General features: G+C 62.6%; 28 protein-coding genes and 1 pseudogene. 16 read left to right on the plus strand and 13 right to left on the minus strand.

Features of this window, described 5'->3' with window-relative positions:
* The first annotated feature begins 112 nt into the window (after positions 1-112).
* The 5 genes from purC (at position 113) to X757_RS144855 (ending at position 3,009) form a co-directional block, all read left to right on the plus strand.
* Positions 113-907: a phosphoribosylaminoimidazolesuccinocarboxamide synthase gene (gene purC, locus X757_RS144875; RefSeq protein WP_013532127.1), complete on the plus strand. Its 795-nt coding sequence runs from the start codon at positions 113-115 to the stop codon at positions 905-907.
* Between the two features lie 88 nt (positions 908-995).
* A complete protein-coding gene (gene purS, locus X757_RS144870; protein ID WP_023669092.1) occupies positions 996-1,238 on the plus strand; it encodes a phosphoribosylformylglycinamidine synthase subunit PurS in 243 nt (80 codons plus the stop codon).
* Position 1,239: 1 nt separating this feature from the next.
* Positions 1,240-1,908: a phosphoribosylformylglycinamidine synthase subunit PurQ gene (purQ, locus tag X757_RS144865; RefSeq protein ID WP_023690190.1), complete on the plus strand. Its 669-nt coding sequence runs from the start codon at positions 1,240-1,242 to the stop codon at positions 1,906-1,908.
* Positions 1,909-1,949: 41 nt separating this feature from the next.
* Positions 1,950-2,360 (plus strand): hypothetical protein, encoded by a 411-nt coding sequence (locus tag X757_RS144860; RefSeq protein WP_023669094.1) that lies wholly within the window; start codon positions 1,950-1,952, stop codon positions 2,358-2,360.
* 4 nt (positions 2,361-2,364) lie between these two features.
* On the plus strand, positions 2,365-3,009 hold the full coding sequence (locus X757_RS144855) for a Pr6Pr family membrane protein (protein ID WP_023690192.1): 645 nt from the start codon (positions 2,365-2,367) through the stop codon (positions 3,007-3,009).
* A gap of 12 nt (positions 3,010-3,021) precedes the next feature.
* On the opposite strand, the gene X757_RS144850 is transcribed toward X757_RS144855, so the two are convergent.
* Positions 3,022-3,267: a DUF1127 domain-containing protein gene (locus tag X757_RS144850; RefSeq protein ID WP_023690193.1), complete on the minus strand. Its 246-nt coding sequence runs from the start codon at positions 3,265-3,267 to the stop codon at positions 3,022-3,024.
* Between the two features lie 93 nt (positions 3,268-3,360).
* Between X757_RS144850 and X757_RS144845 the strand changes: the two genes are divergently transcribed.
* The gene (locus X757_RS144845; RefSeq protein ID WP_023690194.1) at positions 3,361-4,770 is read left to right on the plus strand and encodes a PLP-dependent aminotransferase family protein; all 1,410 of its coding nucleotides are present in this window, start codon (positions 3,361-3,363) and stop codon (positions 4,768-4,770) included.
* Between the two features lie 42 nt (positions 4,771-4,812).
* Here X757_RS144845 and X757_RS1000000168585 read toward each other — a convergent pair whose 3' ends face one another.
* Complete coding sequence (locus X757_RS1000000168585) at positions 4,813-4,977, minus strand: hypothetical protein (protein WP_023669098.1); 165 nt, start codon at positions 4,975-4,977, stop codon at positions 4,813-4,815.
* A gap of 188 nt (positions 4,978-5,165) precedes the next feature.
* Here X757_RS1000000168585 and purL point away from each other — a divergent pair, with 188 nt between their 5' ends.
* The 3 genes from purL to X757_RS144830 all read left to right on the plus strand — a co-directional run bounded on the left by purL (position 5,166) and on the right by X757_RS144830 (position 8,250).
* Positions 5,166-7,397, plus strand: a complete 2,232-nt coding sequence (gene purL, locus X757_RS144840; RefSeq protein WP_023726921.1) for a phosphoribosylformylglycinamidine synthase subunit PurL — start codon at positions 5,166-5,168, stop codon at positions 7,395-7,397.
* Positions 7,394-7,918, plus strand: coding sequence for a hypothetical protein (locus X757_RS144835; RefSeq protein WP_023726922.1), 525 nt, complete (start codon positions 7,394-7,396; stop codon positions 7,916-7,918). The genes purL and X757_RS144835 overlap by 4 nt, the downstream gene beginning before the upstream one ends.
* 98 nt (positions 7,919-8,016) lie before the next feature.
* A complete protein-coding gene (locus X757_RS144830; RefSeq protein ID WP_010909092.1) occupies positions 8,017-8,250 on the plus strand; it encodes a BolA/IbaG family iron-sulfur metabolism protein in 234 nt (77 codons plus the stop codon).
* Positions 8,251-8,262: 12 nt separating this feature from the next.
* On the opposite strand, the gene X757_RS144825 is transcribed toward X757_RS144830, so the two are convergent.
* Positions 8,263-9,072: a phosphodiester glycosidase family protein gene (locus X757_RS144825; RefSeq protein WP_023739391.1), complete on the minus strand. Its 810-nt coding sequence runs from the start codon at positions 9,070-9,072 to the stop codon at positions 8,263-8,265.
* A 160-nt stretch (positions 9,073-9,232) separates the two neighbouring features.
* On the opposite strand from X757_RS144825, the gene grxD reads away from it, so the two are divergent.
* The gene (gene grxD, locus X757_RS144820) at positions 9,233-9,568 is read left to right on the plus strand and encodes a Grx4 family monothiol glutaredoxin (RefSeq protein WP_023669102.1); all 336 of its coding nucleotides are present in this window, start codon (positions 9,233-9,235) and stop codon (positions 9,566-9,568) included.
* A 118-nt stretch (positions 9,569-9,686) separates the two neighbouring features.
* Positions 9,687-10,955 carry a multidrug effflux MFS transporter gene (locus X757_RS144815; protein WP_023684881.1) on the plus strand — a complete coding sequence of 423 codons (1,269 nt, stop codon included), beginning with the start codon at positions 9,687-9,689 and terminating at the stop codon, positions 10,953-10,955.
* Between the two features lie 63 nt (positions 10,956-11,018).
* On the opposite strand, the gene X757_RS1000000169045 is transcribed toward X757_RS144815, so the two are convergent.
* The 4 genes from X757_RS1000000169045 to rpsD form a co-directional block, all read right to left on the minus strand.
* Entirely contained in the window at positions 11,019-11,252 is a 234-nt protein-coding gene (locus X757_RS1000000169045) for a hypothetical protein (protein WP_245259853.1), read from the minus strand.
* Positions 11,253-11,514: 262 nt separating this feature from the next.
* Positions 11,515-12,342 (minus strand): inositol monophosphatase family protein, encoded by an 828-nt coding sequence (locus X757_RS144805; RefSeq protein ID WP_023726924.1) that lies wholly within the window; start codon positions 12,340-12,342, stop codon positions 11,515-11,517.
* On the minus strand, positions 12,332-13,219 hold the full coding sequence (gene ttcA / locus X757_RS144800; protein WP_023726925.1) for a tRNA 2-thiocytidine(32) synthetase TtcA: 888 nt from the start codon (positions 13,217-13,219) through the stop codon (positions 12,332-12,334). Before ttcA ends, X757_RS144805 begins: the two co-directional genes overlap by 11 nt.
* A gap of 106 nt (positions 13,220-13,325) precedes the next feature.
* Complete coding sequence (gene rpsD, locus X757_RS144795) at positions 13,326-13,943, minus strand: 30S ribosomal protein S4 (protein WP_023669107.1); 618 nt, start codon at positions 13,941-13,943, stop codon at positions 13,326-13,328.
* A 385-nt stretch (positions 13,944-14,328) separates the two neighbouring features.
* On the opposite strand from rpsD, the gene X757_RS144790 reads away from it, so the two are divergent.
* A complete protein-coding gene (locus X757_RS144790; protein ID WP_023684877.1) occupies positions 14,329-14,529 on the plus strand; it encodes a hypothetical protein in 201 nt (66 codons plus the stop codon).
* An 83-nt stretch (positions 14,530-14,612) separates the two neighbouring features.
* On the opposite strand, the gene X757_RS144785 is transcribed toward X757_RS144790, so the two are convergent.
* Positions 14,613-14,801 (minus strand): DUF3008 family protein, encoded by a 189-nt coding sequence (locus X757_RS144785; protein WP_023684876.1) that lies wholly within the window; start codon positions 14,799-14,801, stop codon positions 14,613-14,615.
* Between the two features lie 160 nt (positions 14,802-14,961).
* Here X757_RS144785 and X757_RS144780 point away from each other — a divergent pair, with 160 nt between their 5' ends.
* Entirely contained in the window at positions 14,962-16,344 is a 1,383-nt protein-coding gene (locus tag X757_RS144780) for an RNB domain-containing ribonuclease (RefSeq protein ID WP_023726926.1), read from the plus strand.
* Between the two features lie 84 nt (positions 16,345-16,428).
* Here X757_RS144780 and murI read toward each other — a convergent pair whose 3' ends face one another.
* The 3 genes from murI to X757_RS144765 form a co-directional block, all read right to left on the minus strand.
* Positions 16,429-17,217 (minus strand): glutamate racemase, encoded by a 789-nt coding sequence (gene murI / locus X757_RS144775; protein ID WP_023684874.1) that lies wholly within the window; start codon positions 17,215-17,217, stop codon positions 16,429-16,431.
* Between the two features lie 146 nt (positions 17,218-17,363).
* Positions 17,364-17,972 carry a DUF805 domain-containing protein gene (locus tag X757_RS144770; protein WP_023726927.1) on the minus strand — a complete coding sequence of 203 codons (609 nt, stop codon included), beginning with the start codon at positions 17,970-17,972 and terminating at the stop codon, positions 17,364-17,366.
* 81 nt (positions 17,973-18,053) lie between these two features.
* Positions 18,054-18,896, minus strand: a complete 843-nt coding sequence (locus X757_RS144765; protein ID WP_023726928.1) for an RNA methyltransferase — start codon at positions 18,894-18,896, stop codon at positions 18,054-18,056.
* 216 nt (positions 18,897-19,112) lie between these two features.
* On the opposite strand from X757_RS144765, the gene X757_RS144760 reads away from it, so the two are divergent.
* The 3 genes from X757_RS144760 to X757_RS144750 are packed head-to-tail and all read left to right on the plus strand — an operon-like array spanning position 19,113 to position 21,548.
* Entirely contained in the window at positions 19,113-20,324 is a 1,212-nt protein-coding gene (locus X757_RS144760) for an NADP-dependent isocitrate dehydrogenase (RefSeq protein ID WP_023669114.1), read from the plus strand.
* A 10-nt stretch (positions 20,325-20,334) separates the two neighbouring features.
* Positions 20,335-20,949: a glutathione S-transferase family protein gene (locus tag X757_RS144755; protein ID WP_023726929.1), complete on the plus strand. Its 615-nt coding sequence runs from the start codon at positions 20,335-20,337 to the stop codon at positions 20,947-20,949.
* A 14-nt stretch (positions 20,950-20,963) separates the two neighbouring features.
* Positions 20,964-21,548 (plus strand): demethoxyubiquinone hydroxylase family protein, encoded by a 585-nt coding sequence (locus X757_RS144750; protein ID WP_023726930.1) that lies wholly within the window; start codon positions 20,964-20,966, stop codon positions 21,546-21,548.
* 113 nt (positions 21,549-21,661) lie between these two features.
* Here X757_RS144750 and alaS read toward each other — a convergent pair.
* Both alaS and recA read right to left on the minus strand, forming a co-directional pair.
* Positions 21,662-24,411 (minus strand): annotated as a pseudogene (gene alaS, locus X757_RS01000000165040) (alanine--tRNA ligase).
* A gap of 273 nt (positions 24,412-24,684) precedes the next feature.
* Positions 24,685-25,788 carry a recombinase RecA gene (gene recA / locus X757_RS144745; protein WP_023669117.1) on the minus strand — a complete coding sequence of 368 codons (1,104 nt, stop codon included), beginning with the start codon at positions 25,786-25,788 and terminating at the stop codon, positions 24,685-24,687.
* Between the last annotated feature and the right edge of the window lie 72 nt (positions 25,789-25,860).

Consider the following 25,860-nt stretch of genomic DNA (forward strand, 5'->3'; position numbering starts at 1 on the left):
GCTGTGATTGGGATAGACCCGGCATTGAACCCCACCCGTCGCCGCACCAATTTAGGCAGACGGACAGGAACTGGTCGCTTGCCGCCTGCCCGCAAATCCAGAGAAAAATCAGATGAAAAATCGCCGCCGCATTTATGAAGGCAAGGCCAAGATCCTCTATGAGGGACCGGAACCGGGCACACTTATCCAGTTCTTCAAGGATGATGCGACCGCATTCAACAAGAAGAAACATGAGGTCATCGACGGCAAGGGTGTGCTCAACAACCGCATTTCCGAGTACATCTTCAACCATCTGAACCGCATGGGCATTCCGACCCACTTCATCCGCCGGCTCAACATGCGCGAGCAGTTGATCAAGGAAGTCGAGATTATTCCGCTCGAAGTGGTGGTGCGCAATGTCGCCGCCGGCTCGCTGTCCAAGCGCCTCGGCATCGAGGAAGGCACCGTTCTGCCGCGCTCGATCATCGAATTCTATTATAAGGCCGATGCGCTCGACGATCCGATGGTGTCGGAAGAGCACATCACCGCTTTCGGCTGGGCAAGCCCGCAGGAGATCGACGACGTCATGGCGCTGGCCATCCGCGTCAACGACTTCCTCTCCGGCCTGTTCATGGGTGTCGGCATCCAACTCGTCGATTTCAAGATCGAATGCGGCCGCCTGTTCGAGGGCGACATGATGCGCATCGTCGTTGCCGACGAGATCTCGCCGGATTCGTGCCGGCTGTGGGACGTGGCAACGCAGGACAAGCTCGACAAGGACCGTTTCCGCCGCGATATGGGCGGCCTCGTCGAAGCCTATCAGGAAGTTGCCCGCCGCCTCGGCATCATGAACGAGAACGAGCCGCCGCGCCCGACCGGCCCGGTGCTCGTCGCCTCGACCGATGGCCTCAAAGGCAAGCCGCACTAAGTCTTCATTTCTTGACGCGATTCCGGACGAAAAACCGCTTCAGACTTTTCCTGGAATTGCTAAGTCTTCGAACAGGAACCTGTCCAGCATGATCAAGGCCCGCATCACCGTCACCCTCAAGAACGGCGTGCTCGACCCGCAGGGAAAAGCCATAGAGCACGCTCTGTCCGGACTGGGGTTCGGCGGCGTCGGCCAGGTGCGGCAGGGCAAGGTCTTCGACCTCGAGCTCTCAGAGACCGACAAGGCCAAGGCTGAAGCCGATCTGAAAGCCATGTGCGACAAGCTGCTGGCGAATACGGTGATCGAGAATTACGCGGTGGAGATCGCTTGATATGAAATCAGCTGTCGTTCTTCTCCCCGGCCTCAACCGCGACCGCGACATGATTGCGGCGCTGACCAAGATTTCCGGGCAGGCGCCGGCGACCGTCTGGCAGACCGACACCGAAATCCCCGATGTCGACCTGATCGCCATTCCCGGCGGCTTCTCCTTCGGCGATTATCTGCGCTGCGGCGCGATTGCCGCGCGGATGCCGGTGATGCGGGCAGTCGCTGAAAAGGCCGCCAAGGGCGTCATGGTCATTGGCGTCTGCAACGGGTTCCAGATTCTGGTCGAGGCCGGCCTGCTGCCCGGCGCGCTGATGCGCAATGCTTCGCTGAAATTCGTTTGCCGTGAGGTGAAGCTGCAGATCGCCAACGCCAACACCATGTTCACCCGCCGCTATCAGCCGGGCCAAATCATCCGCACGCCGGTTGCGCATCATGACGGCAATTATTTCGCCGACACCGACACGCTTGCCCGTCTCGAAGGCGAAGGACAGGTGGTGTTTCGCTATGCCGAGGGCACCAATCCTAATGGCTCGATGAACGACATTGCCGGTATCGTCAGCGAGAAGGGCAATGTGCTCGGCCTGATGCCGCATCCGGAAAACCTGATCGAGGCCGCGCATGGCGGCAGTGACGGCCGGGCGCTGTTCGAAGGCGCACTCGGCATCGCCGCCTGATATCTCTTCGAATTCCTTTAAAAACGCGGGGGCGGTTGACCATGAGACTGACGATTGTTCGCCTAGGTCCCCTGGCTGCTGCCGGCTTGGCGTTGGCGTCCTGCCAGTCCAGCCCGAAGAGCGCGCCGGTCCCCACGGGCAAGAGCGCTTCGCTGCTGGCCATGGAGCAGGTGGCGATATCGGCCCACAAATGCTGGATCGCCAGCAAGGATCCCGCCTTCAAATCCTATCAGATGGCCAATGAGCTGAATTCGTTCAGCGGCACGCCCCGCTTCCTGCTGGTGCCGGCCAAGCATTATGGCGGCAAGCCGCTGCTGGTCGTCCAGGCGCAAGGCAATTCCAGCCGCGTCGACGTGTTCGGTCCGCTGATGGACGATCCGCTCGGCGCGCGCATCGGATCCGACATTGCGCGCTGGCAAACGGGCAACCCCTCCTGCAACGCGGCCGCCTGACGCCATGGGCCGCTTCCTGCAGTTTGCGGGATTGGTCATAGGTCTGGCCGGGCTTGTCCTGCAAGCGTGCATCACCATCCCGGCATCGATGGAGGCCGGCCGCAGTTTTCTCGGCTCCATCGTCTTTCTGTTCAGCTTCTTCACCATCCTGACCAACATCGGTGCGGTGCTGGTCCATGTCTCGCTGCTGTCGCCTTCGGGCTACGCCTGGCTGCCCGCCTTTGCCGGACCGCGGATGCGGGCCGGCGTCGCCGTGTCCATCGCGCTTGTCTTCATCGTCTATGCGACGGTTCTGGCGCAGCTCTGGCAGCCGCAGGGGCTGTTCCTGCTCTGCAACGTGCTGCTGCACTATGTGACGCCGGTTCTGTTCGTGCTGTGGTGGCTGATAGCAGGTGCCGACGGCAGAGCGAGATGGAGCGACATTTCCTGGTGGATGGCCTATCCGATCGCCTATCTCGCCTATGCGCTTGTACGCGCACCAATCGCAGACGAAGTGCCCTACCCGTTCCTCGACGTTGCGAAAAACGGCACGACCAACGTCGCGCTTGCGGCGCTGGCCGTCACCGGGGTTTTCCTGGTGCTGTGCATCCTCGCTGTGCTTGCCGACAAGGGCGTCTCACGCATAAGAACATCCGGCGCGCGCCGCTGACCGGGCTCCGGGTCAGTCCCAGAATCGCCTGATGCCTTCGCGGTGGGCGTCGTCACGCGACACACCGATGTCCCTGAGTTGCTCGTCGGTCATTTCGAGCAAAGCCAGGCGGCCGCGACGGCGCTCGATCAGCACGTCGATCCATCGCGCCAGCGATCTGACCACATTCACGATCCGGCCGACAAAGCCTCGCCGGCTGGACGGGCGCGGCCCGACCAATTCAATGCCCGCGCAGCGGATTGTCTCGATTGTATCCATTGTCTTTCTGCCAACCTTGCAAATTGTACCCATCTTGGTACGGTTCTGATATGCATTGACACACGATCTGGTGCAATATACAGAATTGTCACCATGACAAATTGGCTCCCTGACCTCACCATCGGTTCCGGCCCGCTTTACCAGCGCCTTGCCGACAGCATCGAGTCGGACATCGACAAGGGCGTCATCGATGCCGGGGCAAAATTGCCGCCGCAGCGCGATCTCGCCTATGATATCGGCACGACGGTCGGCACGATCGGCCGAGCCTATCAGCTGCTGCGCGAGCGCGGCCTGGTGAGCGGCGAAGTCGGACGCGGGACCTATGTGCTGGCGCAGCAATCGGAAGCGTCACCCGAATTCGCCGAGCCTGCCGTGCAAGGCACGCGCTATGTCGATGCGCCGCCCGGCAAGCTGCGTTTCGACAGCACTGCCGCGCCCGACATCGGCCAGGGCGCCATTGTCGCCGACATGCTCTCGCGCACGGTGCAGGATCACCCGCACGAAATATCGAGCTACACCAGGGATTTTCCGGAGCGCTGGTTCGAGGCCGGCGCCCGCTGGCTGTCGCGCAATTCGTTCCGTCCGGCTGCTGAAACCATCGTTCCCACGCTTGGCACACATGCCGCGGTGATGGCGGCGATCGCGGCGCTGACCACGCCGGGCGACTATGTCGCCTTCGAGCACCTCACCTATTCGCAGATCGCCCGCAGCGCCGGGCTGATCGGGCGGCGCATTGCACTTGTCGCATCGGACGAGGAAGGTCTCGATCCCGAGGATTTCGAACGCGTCTGCGCGCAAAAGCACCCGAAGATGATTTTCCTGATGCCGACGGTGCAGAACCCGACGCTGGCGATCCTGTCGGTTTCGCGCCGCGAGGCGATCGCTCGCGTCGCGCGCGCGTACAATGTCATCGTCATCGAGGACGATCTCTATGGCGGCCTGACCGAAGATCCGACGCCGCTCATCGCCGAATATGCACCCGAGCGCACCATTGTCGCCGGCGGTCTGTCGAAATCGGTCGCGGCAGGTGTTCGCGGCGGCTGGCTCTCCTGCCCGCCCGCCTATCGCCATCGCATCCGCGTCGCCCACAAGATGATGACCGGCGGGATGCCGTTCCTGCTGGCGGAGGTGAACGCGCGGCTGGTGCTGTCTGGGCAGGCTGGCGATATCCGCAAACGCAGCATTGCCGAAATTGCCGCCCGCATCGCCATCGTGCGCGAGACACTGGCGGGTTTCGCCTTCAAGTCACACGGCAGCGTGCCCTTCGTCTGGCTGACGCTGCCCGATCCCTGGCTGTCCGGCACGTTCAGGAGCGCATGCCTCGAAAATGGCGTGCTCCTCGACGACGAGGACGAGTTCAAGGCGGGGCGTTCCGAGCAGGTTTTTCACGGCGTGCGTTTCGGCGTCTCGCAGCCAAGGCGGCGCGAGGACATCACCGGCGGCGTCGCGGTGATCCGGCGGCTGCTGGAGGAAGGCCGCGCCGGCTACGACAGTTCGTCCTGAATCGTTGGCGCTAAACCGTGCGCCTGTGTACCGATCTCAGGTTCAGCCCTCTGCCTTGAAGTTTTTGGCTTCCTTTGCGCCCTTGTCCTTGCCGTGCTTCTCGGCCAGGTCCTTGGCCTGCTTGGGCGAAACGTCGGTGGTCTCGGCAATATGCATTGCCTCCTTGTCGGAGAGGCGATTGTCTTTCTTGCCTTGCTTGGTGGCCATGTCGAAATCTCCTGATTGGTTTGAGGCCTAACGGCCGGGATGCCATAGCGTTCCCCAACGGCTCCCCGCTACCATCGTCGCCCTGTGGTTTTCCGGCGTTTTTCGTCATCCAATGGGGTGTATCACGCCAAAGCTTGCGATATGAGGGGACTCAAATTCCCCTCTCCCATGGACATCAATCGCCGCCCATGACCATTTCTAATTCCGTGCCGATCACCCCGGAACTCATCGCCGCGCATGGGCTGAAGCCCGACGAATACCAGCGCATCCTCGACCTGGTCGGGCGCGAACCGAGCTTTACCGAACTCGGCATCTTCTCGGCGATGTGGAATGAGCACTGCTCCTACAAATCCTCGAAGAAATGGCTGCGCACGCTACCGACCACCGGGCCTCAGGTCATCCAGGGTCCGGGCGAGAATGCCGGGGTGGTCGATATCGGCGATGGCGACTGCGTCGTCTTCAAGATGGAGAGCCACAACCATCCCTCTTACATCGAGCCCTACCAGGGTGCGGCGACCGGCGTCGGCGGCATATTGCGCGATGTCTTCACCATGGGCGCGCGGCCGATTGCGGCGATGAATGCGCTGCGCTTCGGCGCACCCGACCATCCCAAGACCAGGCACCTGGTCAGCGGTGTGGTTTCCGGCGTTGGCGGCTACGGCAATGCGTTCGGCGTGCCGACGGTCGGTGGCGAGGTCAATTTCGACGCCCGCTACAACGGCAATATCCTGGTCAACGCCTTTGCCGCGGGCCTCGCCAAGACCGATGCGATCTTCCTGTCGGAAGCCAAGGGCGTCGGCCTGCCGGTCGTCTATCTCGGCGCCAAGACCGGGCGCGACGGCGTCGGCGGCGCCACGATGGCCTCGGCCGAGTTCGACGACAAGATCGACGAGAAGCGCCCGACCGTGCAGGTCGGCGATCCCTTCACCGAAAAATGCCTGCTCGAAGCCTGCCTTGAACTGATGGCGTCCGGCGCCGTCATCGCCATCCAGGACATGGGTGCGGCCGGCCTCACCTGTTCGGCGGTCGAGATGGGCGCCAAGGGCGACCTCGGTATCGAGCTTCACCTCGACCAGGTGCCGGTGCGCGAAGAGCGCATGAGCGCCTATGAGATGATGCTGTCGGAGAGCCAGGAGCGCATGCTGATGGTGCTGCGCCCGGAGAAGGAAAAGGAAGCCGAGGCGATCTTCCACAAATGGGGCCTCGACTTCGCCATTGTCGGCAAGACCACCGACGATCTGCGCTTCCGCGTCATTCACCAGGGTGACGAGGTCGCCAACCTGCCGATCAAGGACCTTGGCGACAAGGCGCCGGAATATGACCGCCCCTGGGTCGAGCCGAAGAAGCCTGCGGCGCTTGCCGCCGGCGATGCGCCGAAGGCCGATGTCGCCGATGCGCTGTTGAAACTGCTCGGCGGGCCGGACCTGTCGTCGCGCCGGTGGGTGTGGGAGCAGTACGACACGCTGATCCAGGGCAATTCGCTGCAGCTTCCGGGCGGCGACGCCGGCGTTGTGCGCGTCGAAGGCCATCCGACCAAGGCGCTCGCCTTCTCCTCCGACGTGACGCCGCGCTATTGCGAGGCCGACCCGTATGAAGGCGGCAAGCAGGCTGTGGCCGAATGCTGGCGCAACCTCACCGCCACCGGCGCGCTGCCGCTGGCGGCGACGGACAACCTCAATTTCGGCAATCCGGAACGGGCTGAGATCATGGGCCAGCTGGTCGGCGCGGTGAAAGGCATTGGCGATGCCTGCCGGGCGCTCGGCTTCCCGATCGTGTCGGGCAATGTCTCGCTCTACAACGAAACCAATGGCCAGGGCATCCTGCCGACGCCGACCATCGGCGGCGTCGGGCTGATTGCCGACTGGTCGAAGATGACCCGTATCGGCTTTGCCGCCGAGGGCCAGATGATCCTGCTGGTCGGCGCGCCCGCAAGCTGGGGCAGCCATCTCGGCCAGTCCGCCTATTTCAGGGACATCCATGGCCGCACCGACGGGCCGCCGCCATCCGTCGACCTCGCGCATGAAAAGCGCGTCGGCGACCATGTGCGCGCGCTGATCGCGTCGGGCGTCGTGACCGCGGCGCATGACCTTTCCGATGGCGGCTTGGCGATAGCCTTGGCCGAAATGGCGATGGCGTCCGGCATCGGCGCCACCATTCCGGGGCTCGCCGGCACCGACCCGATCCCGGTCTGGTTCGGCGAAGACCAGGGCCGCTACCTGCTGACGCTGTCCGTCGATCCGCAGAGCAAGGAATGGGACGCCATCCGCGAGGAACAGAGCAAGCTCGGCATCTTTGCGCCATGGATCGGCTCGACCGGTGGAAACGAACTGAAGCTCGGCGATGCCAGGGCGATCCCGGTCAGCGAATTGACCGCCGCCCACGAAGGCTGGTTCCCGAACTTCATGGACAAGTCCAGTTGACCAGCCTGGCAGCCCGGACGCTGATCACAGTCGTCTTCTGGCCGTCGCTGTTCTTCTTCTGGTTCCTCGGGCCGTTCGTCTTTTTCCTGCTGTCGACGACCTCGAGCGAGGTCTGTCCGCTGCTGGAAAGGCGTGACCAGTTCCTTGAGGCGGCCAATGGCACACTGCAGATGCTGGCCTTGCAAAGTCTGATCTATGCGATCCCCATCGTCTGCCTGGTGCTGTGGAGCCGCCTTTTGCCGAACCCGGCGCGCGCAAGGCATGTCGCCACCTGCATCAAGCTCTTTGCCATTGCGGTCATTACCGGCGCGCTGTGGGAATACGGGTCATCGCTGATCTGCGACGGCTATGGCCAACCATTCTTTTCGCCCTTGTGGCAGATGACCAGCTATCTCCCGATTATCACCCTGGCGCTCAACATCCCGCTCTATGTCCTGGTGTTCAGCCTTGGCCGGGGGTTCTCGACCCGCGACGACATTACAGAAGATGGTGTGGTTCACCCGCGGCAGGATGGCCCTTAGACACTGCGTCCCGACAGAACGGCTTCAACCCGGACCAGAAAGGCTTTAGGCTGCCGTCCGAGTCACTCGTGCCTAGCCGCCCAGAACAGGATTTTGCCATGGCAATGGATGCCCACGACATCGAAAAACTGATCAAGGACGGCATTCCGGACGCCAAGGTGACGATCCGCGACCTCGCCGGTGACGGCGATCACTATGCAGCCGAAGTGGTGGCCGAAAGCTTCCGCGGAAAGAGCCGCGTCCAGCAGCACCAGATGGTCTATGATGCGCTGAAGGGCAATATGGGCGGCGTGCTGCACGCGCTGGCGTTGCAGACCAGTGTGCCGGACTGACGCCAGGCTGGCCTAGCGCGTCGGCGGCTGGCTTGCCAACACGGCAATGATCGGCCCTGCCGGATATCTTCCGCCGACAATCATCCTGTCGCCATCCGACAGCGCGGAGACCGCGCCGTCGAGGAACAGCGCGTTGCGGCATTGTAGCGCGTCGCGAAACAGCCGCGCAAAGCTGCCGAAACTTACCTCAGACCGCGAGATCGCCAGCAAAACGGTGTTTTCATCGCGCACGCCGACGCCGTTGCGGACGTAGCGCGAGGTTCCGTTCGGCTCGAAGCGTGGATGAATCTGGCCATCGATCACCAGCATCGGGCCCGACTGCGTGGCGAAGGCGACATCGGGTTTGGCGGCGGCATAGGCGTTGCTTTCCATGACAGCCGCCTTGCCGTCCTTGCCGACCAGAAAGACGCCGTTCGGCTTCAGGAAGAAATTACCTTCGCTATCGGCAAGGTTGAGCGGCGACTTTTCGCTGCCGTTCTCGACCAGCAGGCCGACCGGCGACAAATCCTCGTGATACATGCCGCCATTCATGGCGAGCAGCACCGGCCTCCCCTCGCCCGCAACCGCCTTGTCGAAGGCTTCGAGCGAACCAAAAGGCTTGCCATCGGCGCCGGCGTGGAAAACACCGATGCTGTCGGCGCGAAGATCGATCTCGCAGACGACATAGGTCACCGCCTCGAAGGCGACATTCCGGCAAGGCGCGGGCAGGTCACCGCCAATGACCAGCGGCGGCGGCTCCGGGCGTCTCGGCCACCACACAACGGCAATCGCCGCCAGCAGGATGGCGATCGGAAGGGCGGCGCCATATCGTCTTCTCATCATGTTCCGAAGGCTGCAATCGGGTCGGATGCTTGGCCCAAGACAGGCGATCCTTTGCGCCATTTCCGCGACGGCGGCGCAAACATCTTGTTTCGGCCCATCTATGGGTTTATTTGATGGCTATGCTTCGAGCCTGACTCCCACAGGCGTGAAAGGATATCTCATGAGCGGCATCAACGACTACATCGACAGCGAAGTGAAGGGCAACGACGTCGTCCTTTTCATGAAGGGCACGCCCGGTTTTCCGCAGTGCGGCTTTTCCGGCCAGGTCGTCCAGATCCTCGATTACATCGGAGCCGACTATAAGGGCGTCGACGTGCTGACCTCGGCCGAACTGCGCCAAGGCATCAAGGAATATTCGAACTGGCCGACGATCCCGCAGCTTTACGTCAAGGGCGAATTCGTCGGCGGCTGCGACATCATCCGCGAAATGTTCCAGGCGGGCGAGCTGCAGACGTTGCTCGTCGACAAGGGCGTCAGCGTCAAAGCGACAGCCTGATTCTGAGTTGAGACGGGGCAGCCCCGCCCCGGCAAAATGTTACCTCCCCCTATCGGAGTGAGGACGAAGTTATGCGCCGGCATGCCGGCGCATATTCGTTTTGAAGATCGGACCCGCCGTGGACCAGCCAGCAAAAGCGCCGCAACAGGCACGCAAATTGCCTATTCCGCGCTGGGAATTCATCGCGCTGTGCGCGGCACTGATGGCGTTGAACTCGCTGGCCATCGACATCATGCTGCCGGCACTGCAGCAAATCGGCGCCACGCTTGGCGTTGAGAATGAAAACCACCGCCAGTATGTGATCACCGCCTATATATTGGGCTTCGGTGGCGGACAGCTTTTCTTCGGACCGATCTCGGACCGGTTCGGGCGCCGCGCGCCGCTCGTTGCCGGGCTGGCGATTTATGTCGTGGCGGCGGCAGCTGCCGCCATCGCCCCGTCATTCGCCGTCCTACTGCTGTGCCGGCTGGTGCAAGGCATCGGTGCGGCGGCGACCCGCGTCATCGCCGTCTCGATCGTGCGCGACACGTTCGACGGTCGGCGCATGGCCGAGGTGATGTCTCTGATCTTCATGGTGTTCATGGCCATCCCGGTGATCGCGCCTGGGATCGGCCAGTTCATCATGCTGTTCGCAACATGGCACTGGATCTTCGTCACCATGGCCGTCGGAGCGCTGATCGTGTCGGCGTGGTCGCTGCTGCGGCTGCCGGAGACGCTGCATCCGGAGTACCGCCGGCCGCTGACAGTCTCATCCGTCGTCGGTGGTTTCCGCATCGTGCTCACCAACCGCATGGCGCTTTGCTACGCCTTTGCCAGCACCTTCATTTTCGCCGCCATGTTCGGCTTCATCGCCTCCGCACAGCAGATCTATGTCGACATTTTTCATGTCGGCGAATTGTTTCCTGTCATCTTCGCGGGTGTCGCCGGCGTTCTCGCTTTTTCGAACTACCTCAACTCGCGCCTGGTCGGCCGCATCGGCATGCGCCGCCTGTCGCAGAGCGCACTGCTGTTGTTCCTGGTGATCAGCCTTGCCTGGCTCACCGTTTCGCTTCAAATGAAGATGCCACTCTGGCTGTTCATCACCTTCTTCGCCAGCGCGATGCTCCCGTTCGGCGCGCTCGGCGCCAATTTCAACGCGCTCGCGATGGAGCCGCTCGGCCAACTGGCGGGCACCGCGTCGTCCATCCTGGGCTTCATGCAGACTTTTCTCGGCGGCATCCTCGGCACGCTGATCGGCCAGGCCTTCAACGGCACGGTGACGCCGCTTGCCGCCGGCTTCTGCAGCGTCTCGGTCGCGGCCCTGCTGATGATCCTGATCGCCGAGCGCGGCAAGATGTTCCAGCCGCACAACCCACCCATTTCAGGGCACGTCACCGACCTGCATTGAGCAACTGTTCTGCGCTACGAGTTTTATTTGTCTCAGACCGCAGCCACCTTCAAGCGACGCGTTTCAGGATGCGCCGCCAATCACTGCCGTGAAACGAGGGAACAGCGGGCGCCCTGCGATGGCGCCACCCATGCTGTCCGAAAGAGGCATCGGCAGAGCCTTGTCGAGAGCTTCGAGCACGGATGACACAAAGACCCGGTTGAGCGAGGCATCATCTCCCATATGGGAGAAAGTGGCGCGCGGTTTGCCCATCAGCGTGCCGTTTTTGCGAATTGAGAAACTCAGCGTCAGGGTCATGCCAGCACTTCCAGGCGGCGGCTGCCAACAGGCAAAGATCGCGGAAAACATCTCGTCTATGGTATCGACGGGATCGCGACTGCCGCACGCGCGTTCCTGCGATCTTGCCTCAGTGGCGCCAGCGGCGGCCAAGGCAAGTGCAAGCGCCGTTGCAACAATTGCGGACCGATGTTTCATTTCGCAGCTTCCGACTTCGCGAGAGATTGGACACTATAACAGAGCCAATATACTTGACGAAAGCCTCTACCAGCAGTTGGACCGATTATTGCGCCCAGAGTTCCCTGCGCAACTCCTGCCAGCTTTCCTTGTCCGGGGCGACAAGAATGCCGCCGTCGATATGCGAGGGCAGATAGGCGCTGCCGTCGATCCGCGCGGTGTAGCCGCCGGCCTCGGCGTGGATCAGCACACCGACCAGATGGTCCCACGGCATCAGTTTGTTGTAGACGACGAAATGGGCATGGCCGCTGGCCAGAAGACGGTATTCATGTGCCGCGCAGCGATAGCCGAACTGCGATAGGGTCTTGGTCTGGTTGCGCGCCAAGAGCGAGCGTTGCGGTTCCGCCAGATATTGCCAGGAGACGGAGCCGGTCATCTGCGAGATCGGCACGGCATCGGCGACATGCACCGTCTCCAGCGCGCCATGCGCATGGCGGATATGGCTGCCGGCGCCCTTGGCGCCGATCAGCCAGTCCCGGCCTACGGGGTCATGGATGATACCGGCGACGGTTTCGCCCTTGACGACGACGCTCAGCATGACGCCGAACAGCGGCACGCCGGAGGCGAAGTTGAAGGTGCCGTCGACCGGGTCGACGACGAAGGCGAGGTCGGCATCACCGAGCCCCTGAAGCAGCGCCGGATTGTCGGAACAGGCTTCCTCGCCGACGATCATCGCCGTGGGATAGCGCTCGCGCAGCCTGGCCGTGATCAGCCGCTCGGCGTTGATGTCGGCCTCGGTCACCAGGTCGGCAGCCGAGGTCTTCTGTCTGATGTCGCCCTCGCCCAGCCGGCGAAAGCGTGGCATGATTTCGGCCTTGGCTGCATCGGCGAGAAGCTCCGCCAGCCAGTCGATCGCTTGGTCGTCAAATATCATCGGAAATGTCTTGTCCTGTGCTGAGGCTGCCATTGAGGGCGGCAAAATCGAACAGCTTTCTGTCGAGCAGATGCGACGGCCTGGTGTTGGACAGCGCGCGCAGCATCGTATCCTTGCGGCCCGGCATGCGCTTTTCCATATCGTCCAGCATCGCCTTCATGGCGTTGCGCTGCAGGCCTTCCTGGCTGCCGCAGAGATCGCAGGGAATGATCGGGAATTTCATCGCGGCGGCGAATTTCTCCAGATCGACCTCGGCGCAGTAGCTCAGCGGCCGCAGCACCATGACGTCGCCGTCGTCATTGAGCAGCTTTGGCGGCATGGCGGCAAGGCGGCCGCCATGAAATAGATTCATGAAGAAGGTTTCGAGAATGTCCTCGCAGTGGTGGCCGAGGACCAGCGCCGAACAGCCCTCCTCGCGCGCGATGCGATAGAGATGGCCGCGCCGCAGCCGCGAGCAAAGCGAACAATAGGTGCTGCCCTGAGGCAGCTTGTCGGTGACCACCGAATAGGTGTCCTGATACTCGATGCGATGGGCAATGCCATGCGCATCGAGGTAGTCGGGCAAAATGTGCTTCGGAAAATTCGGCTGGCCCTGGTCGAGATTGCAGGCCAGCAGCTCGACCGGCAGCAGCCCGCGCCATTTGAGATCGAGCAGCACGGCCAGCAGCCCGTAGGAATCCTTGCCGCCGGACAAGGCCACCAGCCAGCGGTCGCCGGGCCTCGCCATGGCGAAATCATCGACCGCCTGACGGGTCAACCGCAACAGCCGCTTGCGCAGTTTGTTGAACTCGACGGAAGACGGCACGTCGGCAAACAGCGGATGGAAGCCGCCTTCAGCAATCGGTTCAACTGTTTCGATGTCTGCCAGCATGTTCATGGCTTGTCGCTTTCCATAGCCGAGAGTGCCGGATTAGCGGACATGGCCGACAAAGAAAAGGCCGCCTCGACGGGCGGCCCTTTCCGGTATCGCAGAAAGCGATCGCTTAGCGCGAATAGAATTCGACGACCAGGTTCGGCTCCATCTGCACGGCGAACGGAACGTCGGCCAGGCCGGGGATGCGCGAGAAGGTCGCGACCATCTTGTTGTGATCGACTTCGATATAGTCCGGCACGTCGCGCTCGGCGAGGCCGACCGCTTCCAGCACGATGACCAGCTGCTTCGACTTTTCGCGCACTTCGACGACGTCGCCCGGCTTGCAACGGTACGAGCCGATGTTGACGCGCTTGCCGTTGACGTTGACGTGGCCGTGGTTGACGAACTGGCGAGCCGCGAAAATGGTCGGCACGAACTTGGAGCGGTAGACGACCGCGTCGAGACGCGACTCGAGCAGGCCGATCAGGTTCTCGGAGGTGTCGCCCTTGCGGCGATCAGCCTCTTCATAGACCTTGCGGAACTGCTTTTCGGAGACATCACCATAGTGACCCTTCAGCTTCTGCTTGGCGCGCAGCTGCAGGCCGAAATCGGAAAGCTTGCCCTTGCGGCGCTGGCCGTGCTGGCCGGGGCCGTATTCACGCTTGTTGACCGGGGACTTCGGGCGGCCCCAGATGTTTTCGCCGAGACGGCGGTCGATCTTGTACTTCGCGGATTCGCGCTTGCTCATCGCATTCCCTTTCAAAACAAACCACCCGGAGCCTCATGGTCCGGGTGAAGGAAACGCGCCCTCCTCTGGCCTCCGTTTTCGAGGCCTGACAGGGTTTTCCCACGCAACGCGGCGGAAAACCCACGGGACACGTCAGTCTAGACAAAACCCAGGAAACGATAAACCTGCTTTCCCGGGCTTGCCATGCAAAAGAAACAACCGGGCATTGCGGCCCGGTGTTGGTGCGCTCGATAAACGGAGATTTGAGCAGAGTCAAGCGCGTCGCTGGCGCTGGGCCCGGCAACCATATCACGTCTTTGGCGTTGAGTGCCGTGCCGGATGCGGCGGGAGGTTGTTGCGCCGACGGCATTTAGGAAGGGACTGAGCCAAAGGAGCCCGAAGTCGCATGAAGAAGTTTTTCCTCTCGTTGGTCGGTGCAGCCGTCATGGCCGGGACGATGTCGATCGCCGTGCCCGAGCCAGCGATGGCCAAGCACTGGCAGGGCCACAAGCATCGTCAGACCTGCCATGTCGTGGTGAAGAAGAAGGTCATCTGGCGGCATGGCCACAAGAAGGTCATCCGCTACAAGGTGAAGCGCTGCTGGTGACGTCAGGAGTTTCGGGCTTGGCCTGAATCGAAGAAGCCCGTGGTTTCGGCCACGGGCTTTGTTTATCGACTCGGTTCAAGGTTTCAGTCTGCCGATTTCTTCTCCGGCAGGCCTTTGCGCTTGGTCTCTGCGAATTCCTCGAGCTGCTTTTCGCTCATCGAATTGTACATCGACTTCGACGCGCCTTGAAGTTCGCTCTTCCTGGTCTCGCCGCGCTTGGCCGACAGGGCTGCGCCAGCGGCCTTTTGCTGTGCTTTTGAGGTTGCAGGCATATCGGCACCTCCTTTGCTGACAGAGGAAGAAACGTTGCGCTCCGGCGACGGTTCCAGCGCTGGCGGTCAACTTCCGTTCCGCGCTCATGCCTGCCCATGGTCGGCCAACTGCCGGCAAAACCACCTTCCCGTGCCCGCAACGCCGGTGTAGGACGGCGCCATGAAATCGTTGAACGATCCCTCGCAGGCACTCGCCACCGGCCTCGCGAAAATCCGCACCGAGTTCCATGTGCCGGAGGGATTTCCCCCTGATGTAATGGCCATGGCACAGACGGCGGCCAGGCGCGTGCCCGACCAGCATGCCGACCGCACGGCGATGCCCTTCGTGACGCTCGATCCCGCGACTTCCACCGATCTTGACCAAGCGTTTTCGATCGAAGCGAGCGGTAGCGACCTTCTGTTGCACTATGCCATTGCCGACGTAGCCTGGTTCGTCGCGGACGGCGACGCGGTGGATCGCGAAGCCTGGGCGCGGGGCGAAACCCTGTATTTGCCGGACGGCAAGGCCGGGCTCTATCCCCGGGTCATTGCCGAGGGCGCCGCGAGCTTGCTGCCCGGCGGTCCGCGTCCGGCTGTCATCTTCACGGTCCGGATCGCCGACGACGGAGCGGTAAGGCTGGATGGCGCGGAGCGGGCAATCATTCAAAGCCGCGCCAAGCTCGCCTATGACAGCGTGCAGGCCGCCGACGTCCCAGTCGGCTTCGCCGAAATCGCGCGACGCATGGCGGCGGCCGAAGACCGTCGCGGCGCTTCGCGCGTCGACCCGCCCGAGCAGGAGGTGGAACAGCTTGCCGATGGCACATTCCAGCTTGCGTTCAGACCGCTGCTGCAATCGGAGCAAGACAACGCAGCACTTTCGCTGGCCGCCAACATGGCGATTGCCGACGCCATGCTGGCACACCGGACCGGCTTGTTCCGGGTGATGGCGCCGCCCGATGCTTCCAAAGTACAAAGACTGCGCAGCGCGGCACGGGCCTTAGGCCTGTCCTGGCCTCCTTCGACCAGCCTGTCCGACTATCAGCGAACCCTCGATCCGACCAACATGCAACAGGCAGCGCTGATGCTGGAAATCCGCCGCGCCGGCTCCGGTGCGTCCTACCAACCCTATGAAGAAGGCGTTGTCCCCTGGCACGAGGCGATGGCCGCGACCTATGCCCACGCCACCGCGCCCCTGAGGCGGCTGGCCGATCGCTATGTCGTGCGCTGCGTGCTGGCCATCGTCAACGGCCAGCCGGTGCCGCAAGCCGTTACCGAGGCGTTTTCCAGACTGCCGAAGGTGATGGGCCGCGCAGGCGCCCGCGCCTCGCAGATCAACCACGCGGCCATCGACCTTGCCGAGGCGGTGATGCTGAGGGGGCGCGTGGGTGAAACATTCAAGGCCGTCGTCACCGACGTCGGTGATCAGCGTGCGCGCGTTCAGCTCTCGGACATGCCTGTCGTTGCGAATGTGAAGGCCTCAGGGTTCAGGCAGGGCGATGGCCTGACGCTAAGGCTTGTTTCGGCCGATCCGGATCGGCGCGTCATTGTCTTCGAACCTGTCTAAAGCGCGTCGGCGACGCGCTTTAGTTTTTTTGTTTTTATGCATGTCGTTGTCCCAAAACCGCTGCGCACTTTTGGGCGACATGCATTAGCGTGCGCTCAATCCAAAACCCTGCATCAGCCGGCTGATTGCGAAGTCCGCCTTTCCCGAGGTAAAGACGGCGATGTCGGGCTCGCTTTGCGGCAATGGCCCGTCGACAGCCGGAAGCAGAGACAGAGCACGCCGCGCAATCGCTTCGGCCGGGTCGATCCAGTCGACCGGCCAGGGCGCGGTCTTGCGCATGCGATTGGCCAGGAACGGATAGTGCGTGCAGGCGAGCACGACGATGTCCGTGCGCAAATCGTCATGCTGGACGAAACACGGTGCGATCTCGGCACGCACGGCCTCCTCGTCGACAAAGCCCTCGCGCATGTAGGCCTCGGCCAGTCCGGCCAGATTGTTGCTGCCGACCAGCCGGACATGGCATTTCTGCGCCCATTTGCCGATCAGGTCGCGCGTGTACTGGCGCTTCACCGTGCCCGGCGTCGCCAGCACCGAGACCAGCCCGGACCGGGTGCGCTCGGCAGCCGGCTTGATTGCCGGCACCGTGCCGACAAAGGGATGGCCAGGGAATTTTTCCCGCAACGCATCGATCACCAGCGTCGAAGCGGTATTGCAGGCGACGACCGAAATTTCCGGATCAAAACGGTCGAGCAGCTTGGCGAAGAGCTCGACTATATGGGCCTGCAGCGCCGGCTCTTCCCAGGCGCCGTAGGGAAAGGCCTTGTCATCGGCGACGTAGACGAAGCGCCGGTCGGGCATCAGCACGCGCGCTTCGCGCAGCACGGTCAAACCGCCAACGCCGGAATCGAACATCAGTATCGGACGGTGGCTCATTGATATCGGACCATGAAAGAGGCTGGATCAGAAGGCTTGGCGGTCATTGGCCAATGCCGTTCTATCTGCAACCATCATGGCCTTGAAGTGGCGAATGTTAGCAACTTCCACGCAAAGCCGGCGAAGACGACCTTGCCTCGGTTGCTCTAGAGCCCGCGCTTGCCGAAGCCGGCGGGCCGCGGACGGCCCAGAGGCTGGGCGGACGGCACCGAGCGCGTGGCCGGTGTGGCGTTGCGCATAGAAGACTGTGTCGTGCTGCTGGCCGTCCGGCCGGATGCCGCAGGCATGGGCGTATCGCCATCGAAATCGAAAACCGATGTCAGTTCGTCGATATTGATGCCCGCCACCGGCTTAGCCACCAGAATCGTGCACCAAAGGCCAAAGATCGACAGCGCAAGCAGGTTCAAACCGCTGGACGTGCTTTCCGGATTGTTGAAATCGATGACCAGCAGCGTGCCTGCCTGCAGAAAGGCGTAGATGGCGCAGAACACGATGTAGGACCACAGGATCCAGGCTTTGCCGTTGGCGTCGCGGCTGCGTCGCCAGGCGATGTTGGCACGCATGACCACAGCCAGGAGGGAAACGACCAGAACCGCGCCTGCCATGCCTTGCCGCGATGGACCGGGCGCCGAGTTGACCAGCCCCTCAAAGCCGATCGTGCCAACGATGCACAGCACGGCAAGAACGGCCTCGAGCAGGGCTACGCCGAGCGAATAGAAGAAGAAGCGCATACGGCCGATTTTGGACGTGAACATTTGCCACCCCACCGTTTTGACAACAATGGACGAGAGGCAAATAAAATTCGGTTACTTCAGCCGTTCGAAGCTTAGCGATTTCTAATCTTCTTTGTCTGCCTGGGGTTTTCGCGCAGCGGCCGGCAAACGCCTTGGATCGTCTCCCGGCGAGCCGTCACCGCGCGGCATGGCCGGCGAAAACCGGTCGAGCGACGAGATGATGCCACGCAGCACTTTCAGTTCCGGCTCGGCGAAACCGGCGCGCGTCAAGACGGCGCGCAGATTGTCGACCATCTTGGGTTTCTTGGGCGCCGGGCGGAAATAACCGCGCGCTTCGAGCGCGCCTTCGAGATAGGCAAACAGCCCGTGCAACTCTTCCTTGCTTGCCGGCTTCATTTCAGGGCTGGAGAAATTGGTCGCCGTCTCGTCCTTCAGGCCGGATTTCATCCATTCATAGGACATCAACAGCACGGCCTGGGCGATGTTGAGCGACGAAAAGCCGGGATCGACCGGGAAGGTGACGATCTCGTCGGCCAGCCCGACCTCGTCATTGTAGAGCCCAAAACGCTCGCGGCCGAACAAGATGCCGGTGCGCAGGCCGGCTATCTGACGCGCCCTGAGCGCCCTGCCCGCCTCGACCGGACCACGCACGGGTTTGAAGCCGTCGCGCTCGCGCGCGGTGGTGGCGAAGACGAAGTTGAGGTCGGCGACGGCGGACGCCAGGTCGCCGAACACTGTTACGGCATCGATGACATGGTCGGCGCGGCTGGCGGCGGCGCGCGCCTTCTCGCTCGGCCAGCCGTCACGCGGGTTGACCAGTCTCAGTTCGGCAAGGCCGAAATTGGCCATGGCGCGCGCGACCATGCCGATATTCTCGCCGAGCTGCGGCTCGACCAGGATGATCGCCGGCCCGGATGCGTTTTCAGGATGATCGACGGCGGACATGATCTCAATGAACTGCTGTTTGCGGCATTTCAGCGTTCCCTGCCACATCCGCTCGGCAAAATGAAGCTTTTGCAAACACCGGTCGCGGCACAGACGACCCATTCTGCACGGATGGTCGTTTGCGCGGCCAAATAGGCTTTGATATACGCTCCGCATACCCGGCCGAAGCCATGCGGGCGAGGCCGTTTTGTTCCCCAAAAGCGAGGCATTTTTTTCATGGCGAAGATCAAGGTGGCGAACCCGGTCGTCGAGCTCGACGGCGACGAGATGACCCGCATCATCTGGCAGTTCATCAAGGACAAGCTGATCCACCCTTATCTCGACCTGAAGCTCGAATATTACGACCTCGGCGTCGAGCACCGCGACGCCACCAACGACCAGGTGACCATCGATTCGGCCAATGCCATCAAGAAATGGGGCGTCGGCGTGAAATGCGCGACGATCACGCCCGACGAGCAGCGCGTCGAGGAATTCAAGCTGAAGAAGATGTGGAAGTCGCCGAACGGCACCATCCGTAACATTCTCGGCGGCACCATTTTCCGCGAACCGATCATCATGAAGAACGTGCCGCGTCTGGTGCCGGGATGGACCAAGCCGATCATCGTCGGCCGTCATGCTTTCGGCGACCAGTATCGCGCCACCGACTTCCGCTTCCCCGGCAAGGGCAAGCTGACCATCAAGTTCGTCGGCGAGGACGGCAAGGTGATCGAGCACGACGTATACGACGCACCCGGCGCCGGTGTTGCCATGGCGATGTACAATCTCGACGACTCCATCCGCGAATTCGCCCGCGCCTCGCTGAATTACGGCCTGCTGCGCAATTATCCGGTTTATCTCTCGACCAAGAACACCATCCTCAAAGCCTATGACGGCCGCTTCAAGGACATTTTCCAGGAGGTCTACGAGGCTGAATTCGAGGCCGAGTTCAAGGCGAAGAAGCTGTGGTACGAGCACCGGCTGATCGACGACATGGTGGCCTCCGCCCTGAAATGGTCTGGCGGCTATGTCTGGGCCTGCAAGAATTATGACGGCGACGTCCAGTCCGACACGGTGGCGCAAGGTTTTGGCTCGCTCGGCCTGATGACCTCCGTGCTGATGACGCCGGACGGCAAGACGGTGGAAGCGGAGGCCGCGCACGGCACCGTGACGCGCCACTATCGCCAGCACCAGAAGGGCGAGGAAACCTCGACCAATTCGATCGCCTCGATCTTCGCCTGGACGCGCGGCCTCGCCCACCGCGCCAAGCTCGACGATAATGCCGAGTTGAAGCGATTTGCCGACACGCTGGAGAAGGTCTGCATCCAGACGGTTGAGAGCGGCTTCATGACCAAGGACCTGTCGCTCTTGATCGGTCCCGACCAACCATGGCTGTCGACCACCGGCTTCCTCGACAAGATCGACGAGAATTTGCAGAAGGCGATGGCGTAAGCCGGCAGCCATGGCCAAGCCGGTCGTCTACGGGGCGGACTACAGCGTCTATGTGCGCATCGTCCGCCTCGTGCTGGCGGAAAAAGGCATCGACTACGACCTTGTGCCGGTCGATGTCTTTGCCGCCGAGGGCACTCCCGCCTGGTACTTCGAGCATCACCCTTTCGGCCGCATTCCGGCCTTCGAGCACGGCGGGTTTCGCCTGTTCGAAACCAGCGCAATCGCCCGCTATGTCGACGAGGCGTTCGACGGCCCGGCACTGCAGCCAAAAGACGCCCGCACCCGCGCAACGATGAACCAGATCATCGGCATGCTCGACGCCTATGCCTACAGATCGATGGTCTGGGACGTCGCCGTCGAGCGGCTTGAGAAGGAAGCGCCAGACGAGGCACTGGTCGCCAACGGGCTGCGCCAGGCGGAAACGGTGCTGCGGGTGCTCACCGCACTCAAGCCTCCCGGGCCGTGGCTGCTCGGCGACCAGCTGACGCTGGTCGACCTGCATGCGGCATCCATCATCGCCTATTTCGTCAAGGTCGCCGACGGGCAAAAGCTGCTTGCGGCGTTCGCCGACATCCAGGCCTGGTGGGACGGCATCGCAAAACGTCCGAGCCTGGCGGCGGGCTGATATGGGTTCGGGCCATGGCTGACCCATCTCGCCAGGACGCGCTCACCATCGCCAGAATTGTCAGGGTCAACCACGCCGGTGAGTTCGGTGCGATCAGGATCTATTCGGCGCAGATTCTTGTCGCCAGGCGCTTCTGGCCGGATTGCGTGCCATCCTTGTCGGAGATGCTCGGGCACGAGCGCACGCATTGCGCCGCCTTCCGTGCCGCCATGCCGGCGCGGAAGGCGCGACCGTGCCGGGTGATGCAATTCTGGAGCTGGGGTGGCTGGCTGCTGGGTTTTGTGACCGCCCTGATTGGTCCGCAAGGCATCTGGGCCTGCACGGCGGCTGTTGAAGCGGCGGTGCACCGCCATCTGGATGATCAGCTGTTTTTTCTCGCCAACCGCGACCACGACTTGCACGGCATCATCCTGGCGATCCGCGAGGAAGAGCTCGCCCATCTTCATCACGCCGAAGAGCAGCTGAAATCGCCCGGCCCGGCGCTGAACTTTTTACGGTCGCTGATTTCGATGGCCGCGGACGTGCTGATCTGGCTGTCCACCTGGGGCGATTCCAGCAGAATGACGCGCGCCCTGAAGGCGGCGAAAAGAACTAGCTAGACGGACCGTCTAAGAGCTGATTGCCGGCTTGCCACTATCAGCCACAGAATGGCAAGCACGGCGGCGAAGGCCGGAAAGCCGCACACAAAACCAGATCAGGCATAGGGTGGCTTTCAGGCCGCCTCCAGCGCCGCCCTCACCGCGGCGATCGCATCATTGGCCTTGGAGGCGTCCGGGCCGCCGGCTTGCGCCATGTCGGGCCGTCCGCCACCGCCCTGCCCGCCCAATGCGGCCGAGGCAACGCGCACAAGATCGACAGCGCTGAAGCGGCCGACGAGATCGTCCGTCACTGCGACCACGACGCTTGCCTTGTTGTCTTCGCCCGCACCGACGAAGACGACGACGCCTGAGCCGAGCGAAGTCTTGCCGGCATCGGCCAGCGGCTTCAAATCCTTCGGCGACACGCCGGAAACCGCTTTGCCGAGGAAGCCGATACCGGCGACGGTTTCGGCGGTGGCCGGAGCATCGGCCGCGGCCCCACCGCCCAGCNCTTTGCCGAGGAAGCCGATACCGGCGACGGTTTCGGCGGTGGCCGGAGCATCGGCCGCGGCCCCACCGCCCAGCGCGAGTTTCTTGCGCGCTTCGCTCAGCTCCTTCTCAAGCTTCTTGCGCTCCTCGAGCAGCGTCTCGACACGCGCCGGCACGTCGGCCGGCGAGATCTTCAGCACGGCCGCAGTTGCCTTCAGGCGTCTGTCCTGCTCATCGAGATGTTTGCGCGCGGCTTCGCCGGTCAGCGCCTCGATGCGGCGCACGCCGGCGGCGACCGCGCTGTCGGAGACGACACGGACCAGGCCGATATCGCCGGTCGCCCGGACATGGGTGCCGCCACAAAGTTCGACGGAATAGGGTCTATTGGCCTTGGCGCCATGCACGCCGGTGCCCATCGAGACGACACGCACCTCGTCACCATATTTCTCGCCGAACAGCGCCATGGCGCCCTCGGCAATGGCGTCATCGACCGACATCAGGCGCGTCGTCACCGGGCTGTTCTGGACGACGATTTCGTTGGCCATGCGCTCGACCTCTTCGAGATCTTCGGCCGAGATCGGCTTGTTGTGCGAGATGTCGAAGCGCAGGCGCTCGGGCGCGACCAGCGAACCTTTCTGCGCGACATGGGTGCCCAGCACCTCGCGCAGCGCCTCATGGATCAGATGCGTTGCCGAATGGTTGGCACGCAGCCGGGTGCGGCGCGCATGGTCAACCTTCAGCTCGACGGCTGCACCTGGCTTGACCGTGCCGTTCGTCACCTTGCCCAGATGCACGAACAGGCCGTCGGCCTTTTTCTGCGTGTCGGAAACCTCGATCGAGAAACCTTCGCCGGAGATGATGCCGGTGTCGCCCATCTGGCCGCCCGACTCGCCATAGAACGGCGTCTGGTTGACGACCACCGCCACCGCGTCGCCCTTGCCGGCGCTATCGACTGTCTTGCCGTCCTTGACCAGGGCCTGGATGAGGCCTTCCGCCTGTTCGGTCTCGTAGCCGAGGAATTCGGTGGCGCNGTGGCGCCGGCCTTCTCGCGTACAGAAAACCAGATGGTCTCGGTGGCCGCGTCGCCGGAGCCAGCCCAATGCTTGCGCGCTTCGGCCTTCTGCTGCTCCATCGCATGGGTGAAGCCGGCAAGGTCGACCGAGATGTTGCGCTGGCGCAGTGCGTCCTGCGTCAGATCGAGCGGGAAGCCGTACGTGTCATAGAGCTTGAACGCCGTCTCGCCATCCAGCATATCGCCGGCGTGCAGCGTATCCGTCGCCTCCGAGAGCAGGCCGAGGCCGCGCACCAGCGTCTTGCGGAAGCGTGTCTCCTCGAGCTTCAGCGTCTCGGTAATCAGCTGTTCGCCGCGCAGCAGTTCGGGATAGGCCTGGCCCATCTCACGCACTAGCGCCGGCACCAGCTTCCACATCAACGGCTCCTTGGCGCCGAGCAACTGCGCATGGCGCATGGCGCGGCGCATGATGCGGCGCAGCACATAGCCGCGGCCTTCGTTCGACGGCAGCACGCCGTCGGCAACCAGGAAGGAGGACGAGCGCAGATGATCGGCAATGACGCGGAAGGAGGCGACCGTCTCCTTGTCCGGGCCCTGCCCGAGCGCTGATGAGGCCGCATCGATCAGATGACGGAACAGGTCGGTCTCGAAGACGCTCTCCACCCCTTGCAGGATGGAGGCCATGCGCTCCAGGCCCATGCCGGTGTCGATCGACGGCCGCGGCAGGTCGATGCGCTCATCCTTGGTGACCTGCTCATATTGCATGAACACCAGGTTCCAGAATTCAAGGAAGCGGTCGCCGTCCTCCTCCGGGCTGCCGGGAGGGCCGCCCCAGATGTGCTCGCCACGGTCGATGAAGATTTCCGAGCACGGCCCGCACGGTCCGGTGTCGCCCATAGCCCAGAAATTGTCGGAGGTCGGGATGCGGATGATGCGGTCATCGGAGAAACCGGCGATCTTCTTCCAGAAGCCGGCCGCCTCGTCATCGGTGTGATAGACGGTGACCAGCAGCTTGTCCTTGTTCAGCCCGAACTCCTTGGTGATCAGGTTCCAGGCCAGTTCGATGGCGCGCTCCTTGAAATAGTCGCCGAAGGAGAAATTGCCGAGCATTTCGAAGAAGGTCAGATGGCGCGCGGTGTAGCCGACATTGTCGAGGTCGTTGTGCTTGCCGCCGGCGCGCACGCTTTTCTGCGCGGTGGTGGCGCGCGAATAGGACCGCTTCTCCAGGCCGGTGAAGACGTTCTTGAACTGCACCATGCCGGCATTGGTGAACATCAGCGTCGGGTCGTTGCGCGGCACCAGCGGGCTCGAGGCCACGACCTCGTGGCCCTCCTTGCGGAAATAGTCGAGGAATGTCGACCGGATCTCGTTCACGCCACTCATGACTGCTGCCTTTTCGCGAAAACCGCCGGCACGGCCGGCGGACACTGGTCTCTGCTTTTTAGAAGATTGACTTGGCCTTTTAGCGGGCACGCCCCACCCTGTCCAGAAACACGGAATTGGGCCATCCCGGCAACTGCCAAGCCGGCTTCACGCTGCCCAAAAACGAAAACCGCCGGCGCGAAGGCCGGCGGTTTGAAACGCAATACTAAAGAACTCGGTTACTTAAGCATCGGATAATAGACTCGATTTTTATGGCCGAACTCTGGCCGTGCCCTACATGGCGCCGGATTCTTCCTCGAAGCCGTCGTCGCTTTCGCCGCGCTCGGGGCCGCCATTTTCAAGAAATTTCTCGGCGATCAGCCCGGCATTCTGCCGCAGCGCAAGTTCGATCTCACGCGCCGTGTCGGGATTGTCGCGCAGGAACAGTTTGGCGTTTTCGCGACCTTGGCCGAGACGCTGCGAATTGTAGGAGAACCAGGCGCCGGACTTCTCGACCACGCCGGCCTTGACGCCGAGATCGACCAGTTCGCCGGTCTTGGAGACGCCCTCGCCATACATGATGTCGAACTCGACCACCTTGAAGGGCGGCGCCAGCTTGTTCTTGACCACCTTGACGCGGGTCTGGTTGCCGACGACCTCGTCGCGGTCCTTGACCGAGCCGATGCGGCGGATGTCGAGGCGCACCGAAGCGTAGAATTTCAGCGCGTTGCCGCCGGTCGTGGTTTCCGGCGAACCGAACATGACGCCGATCTTCATGCGGATCTGGTTGATGAAGATGACCATGGTGTTGGAGCGCGAGATCGAGGCGGTCAGCTTGCGCAGCGCCTGGCTCATCAGACGAGCCTGGAGACCGGGCAGCGAATCGCCCATCTCGCCCTCGATTTCAGCGCGCGGCGTCAGTGCCGCCACCGAATCGACGACCAGCACATCGATGGCGCCGGAACGCACCAGCGTGTCGCAGATTTCAAGTGCCTGCTCGCCGGTGTCGGGCTGCGAGATCAGCAGGTTTTCGAGGTCGACGCCGAGCTTGCGGGCATAGACCGGGTCGAGCGCATGCTCGGCATCGACAAAGGCGCAGATGCCGCCTTTCTTCTGGGCTTCCGCCACCGTATGCAGCGCCAGCGTCGTCTTGCCCGAGCTTTCCGGCCCGTAGATCTCGACAATGCGGCCGCGCGGCAGGCCGCCGACGCCAAGCGCGATGTCGAGGCCCAGCGATCCGGTCGGCACGGTTTCGATCTCGACGACCTGCTCATTGGCGCCAAGCCGCATGATCGAGCCCTTGCCGAAGGCGCGCTCGATTTGCGACAGCGCCGCGTCCAGAGCCTTTGATTTGTCCACCGCTTTGTCCTCTACAAGCCGCAAAGAATTCTGAGCCATGATACATCACCCCTTGGTCGTCAATGAAGGCCGGACAATCCGTAATCCCTGCCCATTTTGTACTACTTTTGT

Origin of the sequence: Mesorhizobium sp. LSHC412B00 (assembly GCF_000503035.1) — a bacterium.
GTDB lineage: Bacteria > Pseudomonadota > Alphaproteobacteria > Rhizobiales > Rhizobiaceae > Mesorhizobium.

What these genes read in the sequence shown, in the direction of transcription:
- purQ (WP_023690190.1), top strand. Translation starts at nt 1,240, where the DNA reads ATGAAATCAGCTGTCGTTCTTCTCCCCGGCCTCAACCGCGACCGCGAC.
- ttcA (WP_023726925.1), bottom strand. Translation starts at nt 13,219, where the DNA reads ATGAACATGCTGGCAGACATCGAAACAGTTGAACCGATTGCTGAAGGC.
- X757_RS144830 (WP_010909092.1), top strand. Translation starts at nt 8,017, where the DNA reads ATGGCAATGGATGCCCACGACATCGAAAAACTGATCAAGGACGGCATT.
- purL (WP_023726921.1), top strand. Translation starts at nt 5,166, where the DNA reads ATGACCATTTCTAATTCCGTGCCGATCACCCCGGAACTCATCGCCGCG.
- X757_RS144780 (WP_023726926.1), top strand. Translation starts at nt 14,962, where the DNA reads ATGAAATCGTTGAACGATCCCTCGCAGGCACTCGCCACCGGCCTCGCG.
- X757_RS144825 (WP_023739391.1), bottom strand. Translation starts at nt 9,072, where the DNA reads ATGATGAGAAGACGATATGGCGCCGCCCTTCCGATCGCCATCCTGCTG.
- X757_RS144765 (WP_023726928.1), bottom strand. Translation starts at nt 18,896, where the DNA reads ATGTCCGCCGTCGATCATCCTGAAAACGCATCCGGGCCGGCGATCATC.
- purC (WP_013532127.1), top strand. Translation starts at nt 113, where the DNA reads ATGAAAAATCGCCGCCGCATTTATGAAGGCAAGGCCAAGATCCTCTAT.
- X757_RS144805 (WP_023726924.1), bottom strand. Translation starts at nt 12,342, where the DNA reads ATGATATTTGACGACCAAGCGATCGACTGGCTGGCGGAGCTTCTCGCC.
- X757_RS144845 (WP_023690194.1), top strand. Translation starts at nt 3,361, where the DNA reads ATGACAAATTGGCTCCCTGACCTCACCATCGGTTCCGGCCCGCTTTAC.
- recA (WP_023669117.1), bottom strand. Translation starts at nt 25,788, where the DNA reads ATGGCTCAGAATTCTTTGCGGCTTGTAGAGGACAAAGCGGTGGACAAA.
- X757_RS144750 (WP_023726930.1), top strand. Translation starts at nt 20,964, where the DNA reads ATGGCTGACCCATCTCGCCAGGACGCGCTCACCATCGCCAGAATTGTC.
- rpsD (WP_023669107.1), bottom strand. Translation starts at nt 13,943, where the DNA reads ATGAGCAAGCGCGAATCCGCGAAGTACAAGATCGACCGCCGTCTCGGC.
- murI (WP_023684874.1), bottom strand. Translation starts at nt 17,217, where the DNA reads ATGAGCCACCGTCCGATACTGATGTTCGATTCCGGCGTTGGCGGTTTG.
- X757_RS144755 (WP_023726929.1), top strand. Translation starts at nt 20,335, where the DNA reads ATGGCCAAGCCGGTCGTCTACGGGGCGGACTACAGCGTCTATGTGCGC.
- X757_RS144790 (WP_023684877.1), top strand. Translation starts at nt 14,329, where the DNA reads ATGAAGAAGTTTTTCCTCTCGTTGGTCGGTGCAGCCGTCATGGCCGGG.
- X757_RS144860 (WP_023669094.1), top strand. Translation starts at nt 1,950, where the DNA reads ATGAGACTGACGATTGTTCGCCTAGGTCCCCTGGCTGCTGCCGGCTTG.
- X757_RS144770 (WP_023726927.1), bottom strand. Translation starts at nt 17,972, where the DNA reads ATGTTCACGTCCAAAATCGGCCGTATGCGCTTCTTCTTCTATTCGCTC.
- X757_RS144760 (WP_023669114.1), top strand. Translation starts at nt 19,113, where the DNA reads ATGGCGAAGATCAAGGTGGCGAACCCGGTCGTCGAGCTCGACGGCGAC.
- grxD (WP_023669102.1), top strand. Translation starts at nt 9,233, where the DNA reads ATGAGCGGCATCAACGACTACATCGACAGCGAAGTGAAGGGCAACGAC.
- X757_RS1000000169045 (WP_245259853.1), bottom strand. Translation starts at nt 11,252, where the DNA reads ATGACCCTGACGCTGAGTTTCTCAATTCGCAAAAACGGCACGCTGATG.
- purS (WP_023669092.1), top strand. Translation starts at nt 996, where the DNA reads ATGATCAAGGCCCGCATCACCGTCACCCTCAAGAACGGCGTGCTCGAC.
- X757_RS1000000168585 (WP_023669098.1), bottom strand. Translation starts at nt 4,977, where the DNA reads ATGGCCACCAAGCAAGGCAAGAAAGACAATCGCCTCTCCGACAAGGAG.
- X757_RS144855 (WP_023690192.1), top strand. Translation starts at nt 2,365, where the DNA reads ATGGGCCGCTTCCTGCAGTTTGCGGGATTGGTCATAGGTCTGGCCGGG.
- X757_RS144785 (WP_023684876.1), bottom strand. Translation starts at nt 14,801, where the DNA reads ATGCCTGCAACCTCAAAAGCACAGCAAAAGGCCGCTGGCGCAGCCCTG.
- X757_RS144850 (WP_023690193.1), bottom strand. Translation starts at nt 3,267, where the DNA reads ATGGATACAATCGAGACAATCCGCTGCGCGGGCATTGAATTGGTCGGG.